General features: G+C 69.1%; 17 protein-coding genes and 2 tRNA genes (1 of these 19 cut by a window edge). 15 read left to right on the plus strand and 4 right to left on the minus strand.

Going from position 1 to position 15171, the window contains the following annotated elements:
* Window positions 1-809, minus strand: the 5' portion of a protein-coding gene (locus tag ACZ5BM_RS02110) for an outer membrane factor lipoprotein domain-containing protein (RefSeq protein WP_498909688.1). It extends 787 nt beyond the left edge of the window; 809 of the gene's 1596 nt are visible here — the first part of the coding sequence; the start codon lies at window positions 807-809; its stop codon lies beyond the left edge, outside the window.
* A gap of 241 nt (window positions 810-1050) precedes the next feature.
* Between ACZ5BM_RS02110 and ACZ5BM_RS02115 the strand changes: the two genes are divergently transcribed.
* From ACZ5BM_RS02115 to ACZ5BM_RS02170, 12 genes are all read left to right on the plus strand, one after another.
* Complete coding sequence (locus ACZ5BM_RS02115; RefSeq protein WP_498909689.1) at window positions 1051-1689, plus strand: TetR/AcrR family transcriptional regulator; 639 nt, start codon at window positions 1051-1053, stop codon at window positions 1687-1689.
* A 100-nt stretch (window positions 1690-1789) separates the two neighbouring features.
* Window positions 1790-1864 (plus strand) — tRNA-Thr (locus tag ACZ5BM_RS02120).
* 34 nt (window positions 1865-1898) lie between these two features.
* Window positions 1899-2078, plus strand: a complete 180-nt coding sequence (locus tag ACZ5BM_RS02125; RefSeq protein WP_498909690.1) for a hypothetical protein — start codon at window positions 1899-1901, stop codon at window positions 2076-2078.
* A gap of 89 nt (window positions 2079-2167) precedes the next feature.
* A complete protein-coding gene (dcd, locus tag ACZ5BM_RS02130) occupies window positions 2168-2722 on the plus strand; it encodes a dCTP deaminase (protein WP_498909691.1) in 555 nt (184 codons plus the stop codon).
* A gap of 11 nt (window positions 2723-2733) precedes the next feature.
* Complete coding sequence (gene murA / locus ACZ5BM_RS02135; protein WP_498909692.1) at window positions 2734-3996, plus strand: UDP-N-acetylglucosamine 1-carboxyvinyltransferase; 1263 nt, start codon at window positions 2734-2736, stop codon at window positions 3994-3996.
* A 126-nt stretch (window positions 3997-4122) separates the two neighbouring features.
* The gene (gene hisG / locus ACZ5BM_RS02140) at window positions 4123-4827 is read left to right on the plus strand and encodes an ATP phosphoribosyltransferase (protein WP_498909693.1); all 705 of its coding nucleotides are present in this window, start codon (window positions 4123-4125) and stop codon (window positions 4825-4827) included.
* Window positions 4824-6134: a histidinol dehydrogenase gene (gene hisD, locus ACZ5BM_RS02145; protein ID WP_498909694.1), complete on the plus strand. Its 1311-nt coding sequence runs from the start codon at window positions 4824-4826 to the stop codon at window positions 6132-6134. Before hisG ends, hisD begins: the two co-directional genes overlap by 4 nt.
* 152 nt (window positions 6135-6286) lie before the next feature.
* Window positions 6287-6505: a translation initiation factor IF-1 gene (gene infA / locus ACZ5BM_RS02150; protein ID WP_419734948.1), complete on the plus strand. Its 219-nt coding sequence runs from the start codon at window positions 6287-6289 to the stop codon at window positions 6503-6505.
* Between the two features lie 8 nt (window positions 6506-6513).
* Entirely contained in the window at window positions 6514-7134 is a 621-nt protein-coding gene (locus tag ACZ5BM_RS02155; protein WP_498909695.1) for a Maf family protein, read from the plus strand.
* 5 nt (window positions 7135-7139) lie between these two features.
* Window positions 7140-8243 (plus strand): Rne/Rng family ribonuclease, encoded by a 1104-nt coding sequence (locus tag ACZ5BM_RS02160; protein ID WP_498909696.1) that lies wholly within the window; start codon window positions 7140-7142, stop codon window positions 8241-8243.
* Entirely contained in the window at window positions 8236-8451 is a 216-nt protein-coding gene (locus ACZ5BM_RS02165; RefSeq protein ID WP_498909697.1) for a DNA gyrase inhibitor YacG, read from the plus strand. The genes ACZ5BM_RS02160 and ACZ5BM_RS02165 overlap by 8 nt, the downstream gene beginning before the upstream one ends.
* A 56-nt stretch (window positions 8452-8507) precedes the next feature.
* Window positions 8508-8583 (plus strand) — tRNA-Phe (locus ACZ5BM_RS02170).
* Between the two features lie 74 nt (window positions 8584-8657).
* Here the strand turns inward: ACZ5BM_RS02170 and ACZ5BM_RS02175 are convergent.
* Together ACZ5BM_RS02175 and ACZ5BM_RS02180 are read right to left on the minus strand one after the other, a co-directional pair.
* Entirely contained in the window at window positions 8658-10046 is a 1389-nt protein-coding gene (locus ACZ5BM_RS02175; protein ID WP_498909698.1) for a sensor histidine kinase, read from the minus strand.
* 3 nt (window positions 10047-10049) lie between these two features.
* Entirely contained in the window at window positions 10050-10712 is a 663-nt protein-coding gene (locus tag ACZ5BM_RS02180) for a response regulator transcription factor family protein (RefSeq protein ID WP_498909699.1), read from the minus strand.
* Window positions 10713-10885: 173 nt separating this feature from the next.
* Here ACZ5BM_RS02180 and ACZ5BM_RS02185 point away from each other — a divergent pair, with 173 nt between their 5' ends.
* A complete protein-coding gene (locus ACZ5BM_RS02185; protein ID WP_498909700.1) occupies window positions 10886-11728 on the plus strand; it encodes a hypothetical protein in 843 nt (280 codons plus the stop codon).
* Between the two features lie 393 nt (window positions 11729-12121).
* On the opposite strand, the gene ACZ5BM_RS02190 is transcribed toward ACZ5BM_RS02185, so the two are convergent.
* A complete protein-coding gene (locus tag ACZ5BM_RS02190; RefSeq protein ID WP_498909701.1) occupies window positions 12122-12988 on the minus strand; it encodes an SDR family oxidoreductase in 867 nt (288 codons plus the stop codon).
* Between the two features lie 104 nt (window positions 12989-13092).
* On the opposite strand from ACZ5BM_RS02190, the gene ACZ5BM_RS02195 reads away from it, so the two are divergent.
* Together ACZ5BM_RS02195 and ACZ5BM_RS02200 are read left to right on the plus strand one after the other, a co-directional pair.
* Window positions 13093-13980 (plus strand): LysR family transcriptional regulator, encoded by an 888-nt coding sequence (locus tag ACZ5BM_RS02195; RefSeq protein ID WP_498909702.1) that lies wholly within the window; start codon window positions 13093-13095, stop codon window positions 13978-13980.
* A gap of 335 nt (window positions 13981-14315) precedes the next feature.
* Window positions 14316-15170 carry an ABC transporter permease gene (locus tag ACZ5BM_RS02200; protein WP_498909703.1) on the plus strand — a complete coding sequence of 285 codons (855 nt, stop codon included), beginning with the start codon at window positions 14316-14318 and terminating at the stop codon, window positions 15168-15170.
* The last annotated feature ends 1 nt before the right edge of the window (window position 15171 follow it).

Consider the following 15171-nt stretch of genomic DNA (forward strand, 5'->3'; position numbering starts at 1 on the left):
ATCTGCGCACTCACGTTATCGAGCTGCGCCGCGGCATTCTGCACGTCCAGTTCGGTCGTCAGGCCGTGGGTGAACCGCTCCCGGGTCAGATCGAGCGAGGCCTGCGAGGTCTTCTGGTTCTCCTTTTCGATCGCCAGAAGCTGCTGGCTGCCGCGCAGAGACATATAGTCTCGCGCCACCTCGCCCAGACGGGCGATCAGAACCGCGCGTCGATCCTCCACCGAGGACTGGAGATTGGCACGGGCGGATTCCACCTCCCGGCGCACCCTCCCCCACAGATCCAGTTCCCAGGACGCGTCGATGCCGTCCGACCACAGATCGAGCGGCGGAACGCTGGCGCGCCCGGCCTGAGCGCGGATATCCGATGCGGTGGCAGCGGACACGGGCAGACCGCCGACGGCATCGCTCAGGCCACGCTGCACTTCCTTGTCGCTGATCTTCAGGCGTTCGTAGCGCCCGGTGCCGGTCAGGCTCGGATATTGATCCGCACCGGTCACCCGAAGCTGCGCCCGGCTTTCCGCCAGACGCGCGGTGGCGATCCGGACGTCGAAATTGTCGGCCGCGACGCGTTGCTCCAGCGCCGTCAGTTCCGGATCGTTGAACACCGACCACCAGTTCGGGTCCGGCGGCATCGAGTCCACCGCGCTTGCAACCGCCGCCTGACCCGGCTTGTCATGGTTCAACCAGGTGGACGGCGACCAAACGGAGGGTTGTTTGTAGTCCGGCCCCACAGAGCAGCCGCCCAGCAGCAGACCCAGCCCGGCCAACATGCCGAGCGCCGTTCCGTGAACCATATCCTTGGAGGCCATTGCCGCTCCTGTGCCATGCCCCATCGCAGCCGCGGCCGCCGACCGGGAGCGGCAACGCCTGCCGCCCGCCCGGGCGCATGAAATGCGCTGACCGATCGGTTCGGTCAGCGTTGATCAGCCGGACAGTATCTGCTTTGTTCGGGGCGTCAATGCGGAACGCGAATGCCGGCGCCGCACCGCCGCCGAACGATCCGTACGATCCTTCTCCCCGGCGCTTTTCCGGTGGCAACGGGAGCTGCTCATGTCGGCGTTGGAAGAAAACTCGAATCTCAAACGCCAGCAGATCCTCTCGGGCGCCGGGATCGTCTTCACCGAGGACGGCTATGAGGGCGCCAGCATGTCGCGAATCGCGGCCGAGGCGAACGTGTCGAAGGGCACGCTCTACAACTACTTCGACAGCAAATCGGCCTTGTTCGCGGCCTTCGTCTCGCAGAAGGCGGCAGCGGAGCTGCCGCGCCTGTTCGCGCCCATCAGTACCGAAGGGTCGATGGAGGACGTGCTGCGCGAGATCGCAGGCGGTATGATCAGCCTGATCATTTCCCCGGGCTCCGTCGTTCTCTACCGGATCGTCGTCGCCGAAGCGGCCAAATTCCCCCATCTGGCGGAGATCTTCTGGCAGACCGGTCCGCAGACCGCGCTCAGCCGCATGGCCGAATGGCTGGAACGGCATATGGAAGCCGGGCTACTCCGTCGCGACGACCCATTCTTCGCCGCCGGCCAGTTCTTCGCGCTCTGCCAGACGCCCTGCTGCACCAAGCGGCGTCTGCGCATCGGCGGCGATCCAACCCAGTTCGAGCAGGACCAGACCGCGCAGGGCGCCGTGCGCGTGTTCCTGGACAGCTACGCGATCCGCCCCGAAAGCGACGGTCCGCGCAGCTGACCGGACGGCCCGCCATGCATTTCCACGCACAATGCCGTGTCTGCCCTCTTGCGTCCCTTCCCGACCGACGCTAGGAAGCGCGCCACCGCCGGTGCGGTTCGCTGTTGTAGCTCAGCGGTAGAGCACTCCCTTGGTAAGGGAGAGGTCCAGGGTTCGATTCCCTGCAACAGCACCATTCGATCCCACCGGCCCTTCCCAGAGATGTCCCGATGACCGACGAACCGGTCCCTGCCCCAGCGAAATCCCGCGCGCAGCGCGACCGCGAGGAACGGCTAGCGCGTGCGCTTCGCGACAATCTGCGCCGGCGCAAACAGCAAAGCCGCGCCCGGGAAGACGGCCGCGCCGACGAGAACCGGGCCGCGCCGTCCTCCACCCCCGACGCGGAATAGGCACAAGCGCGCCGCAGGCGATTGCTGCCCGGCTCATGTTTGGCTATCGGTGCCGCTCCGCCACGACACGATCGAAAGACTCCCCCGCCATGCCGGTGATGCCCGACAGTTGGATCAGGCGCATGGCCACCGAACACGGCATGATCGAGCCGTTCGTGGAAACGCAGAAGCGCGCCGGCGTGATCTCCTACGGCCTGTCGTCGTACGGCTACGACGCCCGCGTCGCCAGCGACTTCAAGATCTTCACCGATGTCGACAGCGTCACGGTGGACCCGAAGAATTTCGACGAGCAGAGCTTCGTCACCCGCAAGGGGCCGGTCTGCATCATCCCGCCCAACAGCTTCGCGCTCGCACACACGATCGAGTATTTCCGCATCCCGCGCGACGTGCTCGTGGTCTGCCTCGGCAAGTCGACCTATGCGCGCTGCGGCATCATCGTGAACGTGACCCCGCTCGAACCGGAATGGGAAGGCCAGGTCACCATCGAGATCAGCAACACCACGCCCCTGCCGGCGAAGATCTACGCCGACGAAGGCATCTGCCAGTTCCTGTTCCTGCAGGGCTCCGGGCCCTGCGAGATCAGCTACGCCGACAAGGCCGGCAAATATATGGGTCAGCGCGGCGTCGCCACGCCCCGCATGTGACGGAGCACATCATGGACAAGTTCCTGATCCGCGGCGGTCGCCCGCTGCACGGCGAAATCCCGATCGGCGGCGCCAAGAACTCGGCGCTCAAACTGCTGGTGGCCGGACTGCTCACCTCCGAGCGTCTGGTCGTCTCCAACGTCCCGCGCATCGATGACATCGGCACCATGCGCCTGCTGCTCGCCCAGCACGGCGTCGCGGTGGAGGATGTGGACGGCACCGGCCAGGTCCTGTCCGTCGGCGGCGACATCACCAACACCGAAGCGCCCTACGACATCGTCTCGCGCATGCGCGCCTCCATCCTGGTGCTCGGGCCCCTGCTGGCCCGCGTCGGCGAGGCCCGTGTCTCCTTGCCCGGCGGCTGCGCCATCGGCACGCGTCCGGTCGATCTGCACCTCAAGGGACTCGAAGCGCTCGGCGCCGAGATCAAGCTGGAGGCCGGCTACATCGATGCCCGGGCCCCGCGCGGCCTGTCCGGCGCCCGCATCATCCTGCCCTTCGCCTCCGTCGGCGCCACCGAGAACCTGCTCATGGCCGCCTCGCTCGCGAACGGCCGCACGGAGATCGTCAACGCCGCGCGCGAGCCGGAAATCGACGATCTGGTCGCCTGCCTCAACGCCATGGGCGCGCAGATCACCGGCGAAGGCACCGGCACGCTGGTGATCGACGGGGTGAAGAGCCTGCATGGCGCGCATCACGCCGTGGTCGCCGACCGCATCGAATGCGGCACCTATGCCTGCGCGGTCGGCATCACCGGCGGCGACGTGCGCCTGCTCGGCGGACGCATCGACCATCTCGGCTCGGTCGTGCGCGCGCTGGAGGAAGCCGGCGTCGAGGTCACGGAAGAAGACGGCGCCATGCGCGTCCGCCGCGCCGGCCGTCTCAAGGGCGTCGACGTGATGACCGAGCCCTATCCCGGCTTCCCCACCGACATGCAGGCGCAGTTCATGGCTTTGTTCTCGGTCGCGGAAGGCGCCTCGATGATGACCGAGACCATCTTCGAGAACCGCTTCATGCACGTGCCGGAACTCAACCGCATGGGCGCGCGAATCAACGTCCATGGCGCGTCCGCCATCATCCGCGGCGTCGAATCCCTGTCCGGCGCCCCGGTGATGGCCACCGATCTGCGCGCCTCCTTCTCGCTGATCCTCGCCGGCCTCGCCGCCCAGGGCGAAACCGTGCTCAGCCGCGTTTATCACCTCGATCGCGGCTACGAGGCGGTGGAGCGCAAGCTGTCCGGCTGCGGCGCCATCATCGAGCGCGTCGCCGACTGACCCGGCCGGGCGGGACGCGTTCCCGCCCACCCATGCTCACAAGGGCCGGCAGGTACGGCGTCACCGGCCTTTCTCCGGCTGCGCGCGGATGCTATCGCCGCAACGATCCTCCCAGCCGGAGTTCGTATGTCCGCCCTGTCCAGCGCCGCCCATCTCGTTCCGGAAACCACCGGCCCGCTGGTGCTCGCCTTGCCCAAGGGCCGAATCCTGGCCGAATGCGGCCCACTGCTGCACGCCGCCGGGATCGCCCCGGCCCCAGACTGCCTCGATGAGGACAGCCGCCGTCTCCGCTTCGAAACCAACGACCCGCAGCTCGACGTGGTGCGCGTGCGCCCGTTCGACGTCGCCACCTTCGTCGCCTTCGGCGCGGCGCAGATCGGCATCTGCGGTGCAGACGTGCTGATGGAGTTCGACTATCCTGAGATCTACGCCCCGCTCGATCTACGCATCGGCGGTTGCCGCGTGTCCATCGCCGAGCCGGTCGAGCAGGCGATGCAGGACGATCCGGCGCGCTGGTCGCAGGTCCGTGTCGCCACCAAATACCCGAACATCGCCCGGCGCCATTTCGCCGCGCGCGGCGTCCATGCCGATATCGTGCACCTCAACGGCGCGATGGAACTCGCCCCCGGCCTCGGCCTGTCGCGCCTGATCGTCGATCTGGTGCAGACCGGCTCGACCTTAAAAGCGAACGGTCTCGCCGAGGTCGAGGTGATCGCGGACGTGTCCTCCCGCCTGATCGTCAACCGCACCGCGCTCAAGACGCGTCCCGAGGAAGTTTCCGCGCTGATCAGCCGCTTCCGTCACGCGCTCGAGGCCGGACAGGCCGCATGAGGCGCCTTCACACCGCCGAGCCGGGTTTCGCGGCGGCGTTCGACGCCCTGGTGCATGAGGTGCGCGACGGCGGTTCGCCGGTCGATGCCCCGGTGCGCGCCATCCTCGCCGATGTCCGCGCACGTGGCGACGCCGCCCTGTGCGACTACACCGACCGCTTCGACCGTCATCCGGAGAAGCTGACGCCCAAAACCCTGCGCATCGCCCCGGACGAGATCGACGCCGCCACCGCTGCGGTCGAACCGGCGCTGCTGGACGCGCTGGCCGTCGCCGCGCGGCGCATCGAGCGCTTCCATCGCGCGCAGATGCCCTCCGACCTCCGCTTCACCGACGAGGACGGCCTCACACTCGGCATGCGCTGGACCCCGCTCGATGCGGTCGGTCTCTATGTTCCGGGCGGCAAGGCGGCCTATCCGTCCTCGGTGCTGATGAACGCGATCCCGGCCCGCGTCGCCGGCGTCGGACGCATCGCCATGTGCGTGCCCTGCCCCGGCGGTCAGCTCGCATCGCTCGTTCTGGCCGCGGCCCGGCTCGCCGGCGTGTCCGAGATCTACCGCATCGGCGGCGCGCAGGCCGTCGCCGCCCTCGCCTACGGCACCGACACGATCGCGCCGGTCGACCGCATCGTCGGCCCCGGCAACGCCTTCGTCGCCGAAGCCAAGCGCCAGGTGTTCGGCCATGTCGGCATCGACAGCATCGCCGGCCCGTCCGAGGTGGTCATCGTCGCCGATGGCGAGAACGATCCCGACCATGTCGCCATCGACCTGCTGGCCCAGGCGGAACACGACGAACTCGCCCAGTCGATCCTGATCACCGATGACGATGCCTTCGCCACGCGCGTAGCGGAGTCCGTCGAACGCCTGCTCCGGACCCTGCCGCGCGAGACGATCGCCCGCGCCTCCTGGGACAGCTACGGCGCGATCCTGGTGGTCGAACGCTGGAGCGACGCCTGGGCGCTGGTGAACCGGCTCGCCCCGGAGCACCTCCAGCTCATGCTGGCCGACGACACCGAGGCCTTCGCCGCCATACGCCATGCCGGCGCGATCTTCCGCGGCCGTTTCTGCCCGGAAGCGGTCGGCGACTATGTCGGCGGCCCCAACCACGTGCTGCCGACCAGCCGTACGGCGCGCTTCGCCTCCGGGCTGTCCGTGTTCGACTTCATCAAGCGCACCACCTGGATCGAGGCCGGCGCGGACGCGCTCGACCGCGTCGGACCGGCCGCGGTTACGCTCGCCGAGGCCGAAGGGCTGCAGGCCCATGCCGCCAGCGTGGCGATGAGACTCGCGGCCTCCGGACGTAAAGCTTGACCGCGCGGGGTGTAATCCTCATGTTCCGGCACGCATAGGAACAGCCCACACGCGTCTCGCGTGCGGGCTCGATTGCTCGCAAACTGTTTTCAACTGCATCGGGAGGCGCTTGGTGCGCCAACAAACCATGTTCGATCGGATCGATACGCGCAATGTCTAAGGAAGACATGATCGAGTTCAGCGGCACCGTCCAGGAGCTGCTTCCCAACGCCATGTTCAGGGTCAAGCTCGACAACGAGCACACCATCCTGGCCCATACCAGCGGCAAGATGCGCAAGAACCGCATCCGCGTGCTGGCCGGCGACCGGGTCAATGTCGAAATGACCCCGTACGACCTGTCCAAGGGTCGCATCACCTTCCGCTTCAAGTAGATCCGGTTTTGGTTGAACCTGCCCCCCGCGCTCGCGGGGACGGCATTGCCGGGCGGTCCAGACTGGTTCTGGCCTCGTCCAGCCCGAGACGGCTGGCCCTGCTCGAACAGATCGGTATCGCGCCCGATGCGGTTCTGTCCCCCGATATCGACGAGACGCCCCGTCGCGAGGAGCTGCCACGCCCCTACGCGATCCGCATGGCCGACGCCAAGCTCGCCGCCGCCGCTCCCCGCATCGGAGAAGACGCGCTCGTGCTCGCCGCCGATACGGTGGTGGCGCTCGGACGGCGCATCCTGCCCAAGACCGAGACCGAAGCCGAAGCGCGACGCTGCCTGTCCTTGCTCACCGGGCGACGCCACAGCGTGCTCACCGCCCTCGCCCTCCGCGCCCCTGACGGCAGCACCAGCACGCGCGTGGTCGAAAGCGTGGTCGCCCTGTCGCGCCTCACCGATCGCCAGATCGACGGGCTGATCAGGGCCGGTGACTGGCAGGGCAAGGCCGGCGGCTATGCCATCCAGGGCCATATGGCCGCCTTCGTGCGCTTCCTGTCCGGCAGCCATTCCAACGTGGTCGGCCTGCCCTTGTTCGAAACCGCCCAGCTTCTGCGCGGGCGCGGCTGGCTGGACTAGCCGCGATGTCCGCCACCCTGCTGGCACGCTGTTTCCCCGGGGAAATCCGCATCGCCGCAGCGTCGGACGGCGTCCTGCTCGACTACGCGCTCTGGCGACCGGGACGTCCCGACGGTGTCGGCGATCTTCTGCGCGGCCGCATCGACGCCGTCCTGCCGGCACTAGGGGGCGCCTTCGTCGTGCTCGGCAGCGGCACCGAAAACGGCTTTCTCCCCCTGCGTGACGGAAGCGGTCTTTCCGAGGGTGATTCCGTTCTCGTTCGCGTCGCCCGCGGCGCACAAGGCGGCAAGGGCCCGCGTCTGGTTCTCGCGGATGATCGGTCGGCCGAACGAAGCGGGCCGATCGGCCTCGTGGCACGCGGCCCGACCCCGCTGGACCGGCTCGCCGCCCAATATCCAGACGCCCCGATCATTTGCGACGATCCGGCCCTTCCAGCCAGCGTGCCCGCTCTGCGCACCCGCATGAGCGTCCAGCCCGAGATCTGGCCGCCCGGCATCGCCGCACAAGCGGAGGCACTGGCCGAACCCGAACTCGCCCTCCCCGGCGGCATGCGCGCCAGCATCCACCCGACCCCGGCTCTGGTCGCGATCGACATGGATGGAGGCGCCAGCAGCGGCCAGAAATCCGCTAAGGCTACCGCGCAATTCGCCGCCAATCGCGACGCGATCGGCCCGCTGCTGCACCAGCTTCGGCTGCGCAACCTCGGCGGCGCCATCCTGCTCGATCTGGCCGGCCTGCCGTCACGCAAACGCGCAGCCCTTCGGCCGGAGATCGAGGCCGCCCTGGCCCGCGATCCGCTGCGTCCGAAACTGCTCGGCTTCACTGCCCTCGGCCTAGCGGAGATCCTGCGCCCGCGACTCCATCCGCCGCTGCACGAGCTGCTCGCCGGTCCGCATGCCGCCGCCCTGGCTGCCCTGGCCGAAGCCGCCCGATTCGCCGCCGCCCCGCCGCATCGTCTGCCTGATCTGATCGCCGCGATCGACGTCGCGACCGCGCTCGACGGCGATCCGTTTGCGCGCGATGCCCTGGCCGCACGTGCGGGACGTCCCGTCTCGGTCCGGATCGATCCCTCGCTGCCGCCCTGCGGCTGGAGTCTGCATCATGGCTGATCCCGACAGCCTCGTTCCCGGTTCGCGCTGCCCGATCTGCGGCCGCAACACCGTGCAGCGGTTCAAGCCGTTCTGTTCGCTGCGCTGCGCCGACGCCGATCTCGGCCGCTGGCTCACCGGCGATTATCGCGTCCCCGGCCCGCCGGCGGACGAAGCCGACAGCGAAGCCCGGCCGGGGCGACTTGATCTCGATCCGGACGTGGGTTAAACGCTGCGCCACCAACGAACCGGCGGCTCCGCGCCATCGGATCGAACGGCCCCAGGGCCCGGATAGCTCAGTTGGTAGAGCATGCGACTGAAAATCGCAGTGTCGGTGGTTCGAATCCGCCTCCGGGCACCATGGCCGCTTTTCCGGCCCGATGCCGTGACCCTTTGATGAAAATCCGGCCTGAAAGCTGATCGCGGCGTTCCGCTTCAGCTCCCCACGCGGCGCGGCACTGTCACCTCGACCCGCAGACCGCCGCCGTCCCGCTCGCTCAGAACCAACCCGCCACCATACAGCGCCGCCAGCTCCGCCGCGATCGCCAGACCGAAGCCGTGCCCGTCGCCGCGCTCGTCCAGACGCGCGCCGCGTTCCAGCACGCCGGCCCGCTGCGCTGCGGGAATGCCGGGCCCGTCATCGGCGATCACGATCCGCGCCAGGCGCGGATTCGCCGGATCGGTCCCCGCCTGCACGAACAGCGTCTCGCGCGCGTGACGCGCGGCATTGTCGAGCAAATTGCCCAGAAGCTCGTCCAGATCGTGCGAATCCACCGCCAAAGACAGCGAGTCGTCGACCGCGCGCTCCACCCGAAGCGCCCGATCGGCATGCAGATGCCGGATCGCCGCCAGAACCCCGTCCAGAGCCGGCGCCAGGAGCGTCGACACGCGCCGGTTCACCGCCTCGATCCGCGCACGGCGCAGATGATGCCGGATGGTCGCGTCGATCCGGGCGATCTGCGCCGCGCGCTCCGGCTCGCCGCGCAAGTCCAGCGCCAGAACCGCCACGGGCGTCTTCAGGGCATGGGCCAGATTCGCCCCGCTGCCCCGTGCCGCCTCCAGAGCCCGCTCCGTATCCGCCGCCAGCCCGTTCAACTCCACCGCCAGAGGCCGCAGCTCCTCCGGCTGGTTCTCGTCCACACGCTCGCGCACCCCGCTGCGAATCGCCTCGATCTGGTCGCGCAGACGACGCACGGGCGCCAGCCCGATCCGCAGCTGGATCACCGCCGCCGCCACCAGAAGCGCCAGCAAAGCTCCCAGAATCGACAGAAGCGGCAACAGGGCCGCCCGGATCGGCCGGCGCAGCACCGCGCGCGGCACTTCGGCCAGCAAGGTCACCGGTCCGCGCGCTGTCTGGAGCAGCATCGTCCGCGCATGCACCGACACGCCGTCGGTGCCGTCCACAGGGCGCGGCCCGTTCCCTTCCGGCCCCGGCGGCGGGACCGGACCCGGCAGTGCCTCCGGTCCCGGCGGAACACCCGGCCCCGGAGGCAGCGGCACCGGAGGCAACGGCCCGGGCAGAGGCGCACGCACATGCAGATCCGCCGATCCCAGCACCCCGTCCGGCCCGCTGATCCGCCAGCGCCATTCCGGCCCATTCGACAGCAGCCCCGAATCGCGCTCCAGGCGTGCACGGTCCACATGCCCGTTTCCGTCCACGGCGGAGGCCAGAAGCGCCAGCTCGGCGTCCAGCCTGCCATCCAGCCCCTGCATCACGAAACGTTCCAGCACCGCCGCCACCGCCCAGCCGACGCTGACGGTCACCAGCACCGCCAGAACAGCGGACAACACCAGCATCCGCGCCTGGAGCGACCGGACCGCCACGGTTCAGCCCTCGCCGACCAGGCGATAGCCGCGCCCGCGCACCGTCTCGATCAGAGCGGCGCCGATCTTGCGGCGCAAACGCCCGACGATCACCTCCAGGCTGTTGGAATCGACCTCCGCGTCACTCTGGTAGACGCGCTCGAGCAGATCGAGCCGCTCCACCACCGCGCCCCGCCGCAGCATGAGCTGCGACAGAACCCGCCATTCGAACGCGGTGAGGCGCAACGGCAGCCCATCCAGCTCGAACTGCCCGGTCTGGCTGTCGAACTGCAGCGGCCCGGCCCGCAGAACGCTGCCGGCATGCCCTGCGGCACGCCGCACCAGAGCGCGCAGACGCATCACCAGCTCCTCGAACCGGAACGGCTTCACCAGGAAATCGTCCGCACCCGCCTTGAAACCCGCCACCTTGTCCGACCAGCCGTCGCGCGCGGTCAGGATCAACACCGGCAGGGTCCGCTCCGCGCGACGCCATTGCTGCAGCACCGACACGCCGTCGAGCCCGGGCAGACCGAGATCCAGAACGGCGGCATCGTACTGACCGGTCTCGCCCAGATGCGCAGCGTCGATCCCATCGGCAGCCAGATCCACCGCGAACCGCTCCTCGCGCAGGGCCGCCGCGATTCGCGGCCCCAGATCGCGGTCGTCTTCTGCCAGCAGGATACGCATGACGGCCTACTTCGCTGTTTCGGAGGCACCGCAGTCATCCAGAGCGCCCCCGCCCGGACGGGTGCTGCTCTAGCGGTTCGAGCTTAACCGAAGCTGAACGGAACGGTTCAGCGTCCGTCTGGGTGTCCCCCGCTATCCCTTCGATCGAACACAACGACACAAGGGAGTTGTTCATGTCGGTTCGTTCGATTGCAGCCAGCCCCCGCTTCCGTATGGCCCTGGGCGGCGCAGCCCTGTTCGTCGCCGGCGCGGTCGGCGGCACCGCCCTGTCCGGCTTCGCCAGCCCCATCGTGCAAATGGCGCCCACCGTCCAGACCCCGATCAACAAGCTGTCCGCCGCCAGCGGCATCGTGTCCGTGCACGGCACCGTCACCGATCTGTTCGGCGACCGCTTCATGCTCCAGGATCCGAGCGGTCACACGCTGGTCGACGCAGGTCCGGAGACCGCCCGTCTTTCGGCCGGCAGCCCGCTCACCGTGCAGGGCCGCTACGAGCGCGGTCAGCTTCATGCCCGGTTCCTGGTGACGGCGGACAACACCATCCGCGAGGTGCCGCCCCCGCCGCCGCCCGGCGGTCCCGGTGGCCCGGGCGGACCCGGACCGCATCCCGGCGCGGTTCCGCCCGGCCCGCCTCCCGGCGTCGGTCCTGGCTTCGGTCCGGGCATGACCCCGCCACCGCCGCCGCCGGGTGGTCCGGGCCCGCTGGCCGCCGCCGGTCCGCTCCCGCCGCCGCCTCCGCCTCCGGGTGGTCCGGCTCCGGTCGGTGCGGGCGCTCCGCCGCCGCCGGTTGGACCCGCCCCCCAGGGTGCCGGCGCGCCGCCCCCGCCCCCGGCACCGCCGGGCGGTCCGGCACCGCAGGCCGGCAACGTCCCGCCAGCGCCGCCTTTGGCGAATGGACAGGCGCTTGCCGCCCCGGCCAATCCGCCGCCGCTGCCCTCCGGCGACGCCCCCGCTCCGGTGCCCGGCGCGCAGGCCCCAACAGCCCAGCCCCCGGCCCCGCCCGCCAAGGCAGGCTGAGCAACGCGGGGGGCGGGCTTGCCGCCGGCCGCCCCGTCCCGAACGGGTCCCGAGCAAGCGCCGTTCCCGTCCACACCGGAGCGGCGCCTTGCCGTCCTTCCCCATCCGCAGATGAGGTTGCATCCGCGAACGACGCGGCTGGACGATCGCGCCATCCGGCGCCGATCGTCGCGTTCAGGAACCCCGCAGGTCCCGCTGCAGCGAGACCTGCGGGGAATAGTGCCGTTGGGTGCGCCGGCGAACACGGGTGGGTGAAATCCCGCGGCATCAAGAGCGCGGGGGTAGCGACGAAAACCCGGTGCTGCCATCCCCGGCCTGAACCGGGCGGTGCTGTCGGGTCCGCCTGCCGCCAACACATCCACAGGCAGCAGGCAGGTTCGGCAGGTCCCGCAATTAGGAGGCCGCGATACGGAGAGCGGCGTCCCGATAAGTGTGGAGGGCACGGCCCAGCAGCGCCGTCAGTCGCTCGCGGTCGCCGGCGGACGGGATCATGCCGTCGCTCACGAAGCGCTCGGCCATCAGCCGCATCTCATATGCCGTCCAGGCCGGCATGATCGCGGCCAGGTTGGCCTCGAACCGGCTGGGGTCGTCGCCGCCATAGACGACCGGTCGTTCGAGCACCTCCGTCCAGATCGCCGCCACGTCCGCGCCGGTCAGCGTGTCCGGCCCGACGAGGTTGATCGTCTCGCTCGGCAACACGCCCGGCGCGTCGTGCCGGCGGATCAGTTCGATCGCCGCGATCTCGGCGATGTCGCGGACGTCGACCATCGCGAGCCCCTTGCCGCCGATCGGCATGGGATAGACGCCGTGGTTCAGGATCACGTCCTTCACCGTCACGTCGTTGTCGATGAAATAGGTCGCCCGCAGAATGGTGGCACCGAAGCCCATCGCCTCCAGCATCCGCTCCGCGCCGTGCTTCACCGCGAAGTGCGGCACATTGACCGCGTCGTCGGCTCCGAACACGGACAGGTAGACGACGCGTTTGACCCCCGCCTCGCGTGCCACGTTCAGGGCAATGATCGCCCGGGTGAACTCGTCTCCCGTCACGGCATTCAGCAGAAACAGCGTGCTGACGCCGGAGAAGGCGGCGCGCAGGGACTCGATATCGAGAATGTCGCCCTGCGCCACCTCGACGCCGGGCGGGAAGGCCGTCCTGGCGGCATCGCGGGTGAGAACGCGAACGCCCGCGTTTCGCGCGACGAGCTGTTCGACAACCTGGCGGCCGACACGGCCGGTGGCACCTGTCACGAGAATGGTCATGGTCTGCTCCTTGGTTTCGCCTCGTTGGCAAAACAAAGATGATCGTTCCGGACTGACCCAAATAGGCGCTAGAATCAGACGCGGCGTCTCACTGGTGGAACGATATGGACCTGCTCGCCCTCGCCGATTTCACGCTCGTTGCCCGCCATGGCGGTTTCGGCGCGGCGTCCCGCGCGACAGGGCGTCCCAAGGCGACGCTGTCGCGGCGCATCGGCGAGTTGGAAGCCGTCCTGGACCTCCGTCTGTTCGAGCGAGGACGGCGCGACCTCAAGCTGACCGAGGAAGGGCGAGCCCTGTTCGAACGTGCCGGAGCATTGTTGACCGAGTTGGAGGAGACGACGGCCGCCATCGCCTCGGGCGGCGGCCGGGTGCGTGGACGGCTGCGCATCAGTGCGCCGCTCCTGTTTTCCCAGACCGCGATGGGGACGCTCGCCGCCGAGTTCGCGCGCTGCCACCCGGAGGTGCGTCTCGAGGTGACCACCGACGATCGGCTCGTCGATATGATCGAGGAGGGCTACGATCTAGCCATCAGGGTGAACCCGCCCGCGGACGAAGCGCTGGTCGGCAGGCTCTTCCTGCACGATCGGCTGGTCATGGTCGCCGCCCCCGATCTGCCGCGGCCCTCCGGAGCGGCGGTGCCGGCCGTCGTGCGCGGCGCCGACCCGGCCCGAACATGGACGCTGGCAGGTCCGGACGAACCTGAAACGATCGCGATCGAGCCGGTTCTGCGCCTTTCATCCGTGATGATGATTCGCGACGCGGCCCGGGCCGGCGCCGGAGCGGCGTGTCTGCCGCTGTCGCTGGTGCTCGACGATCTCGCGGCCGGGCGGCTGTCGCGTTGGGGAAACGCGGCCGGGTCGGATATCGCGATCTGGGCGCTTTATCCGTCGCGCCGACTCCTCAACGCCAGGGTGTCGGCCTTCCTCGACCTGTTGCGTCATCGCTTCCCCAACCGCGCACCCGAGGAACTCGCTGCGTATCTGGGAGGGTGAACGCGCGGGGGAGCCGGTTGGGACGAACCGGGTTCTGTCCAGGCCTCCGACAACGATCCTGCAGGGACATGTGCGTTTCCTGGCCGCCGAACGGGTTGCTGCGCGCGACCCCGATCGCATCGCCTGGGCCGTCACGCCGGCGATCTCCCGGTCGACGACCCGATGGACTCACGACGACCGCTCCGTTCTTTCGGACCACTTCGCTGCGATCCACCCGCACCCTTGCCCCCCGGTCGCATTTGCGTCACGTCATGGCCGGCCCCGACGGGCCGTTCACGCAAGGCCGGTTCCCCCGTTCCGGAGCCGCCCTGATGGTGTTGGAGAACAGGAACCCCGTGTCCACAGCCGACGGCGCCACCACCCATCCGGAACCGCTGCTGGATCTTTATCCGGAAACCGTGCCCGCGCGCTTCCGGCACGCCGTGGCAGACGCCGTCGAGGCGGCCAAACTCTGGCGGCTCTGCTTCAAGCTCGGCTGGCTGGACGTGAAGCTGCGCTATCGTGGCTCCGTGCTGGGCCCGTTCTGGCTCACCGCCTCCACGGCGGTGATGATCGCGGCGATGGGCTTCCTTTATCCCATCCTGTTCAACGTCCGTTTCGGCAACTACCTGCCCTTCCTGTCCCTGTCGCTGGTGCTGTGGGGCTTCATGGCCAACGTGGTGAACGAGGGCGCGTCCTGCTTCACGGCGGCGGAAGGCATGGTGCGCTCCATGCGCCTGCCCTTCTGCGTCCATGCCGCGCGCTGCATCATCCGCAACCTGCTGGTGCTGCTGCATAACGTCGTGGTGGTCGTGGCGGTGTTCGCCATCTTCCATGTCTGGCCGGGCGAACGTCTGCCCTATGCGATCCCCGGTTTCGCGCTCTGGATGCTCGATGCGATCCCGGCCTGCCTGCTGCTCGGCACGCTCGGCGCCCGCTTCCGTGACATCCCGCCGGTGATCGCCAGCCTGATGCAGCTCTTCTTCTACATCAGCCCGATCATCTGGCAGCCGGAACTGATCGCGCACGGCCATGAATGGCTGCAGCTCAACCCGTTCTACGCGCTGATGGAGATCGTCCGCCGCCCGCTGCTGGGCGGACATGCCGGGCTGCATCTCTGGTACCTGTCGCTGATCGACAGCGCCATTCTCTGGGCAGCCGGCCTGTTCCTGTTCATGCGCGTGCGGTCGCGACTGGCCTACTGGATCTGAC

This window comes from Lichenicola sp. GTC18331, from assembly GCF_055386855.1.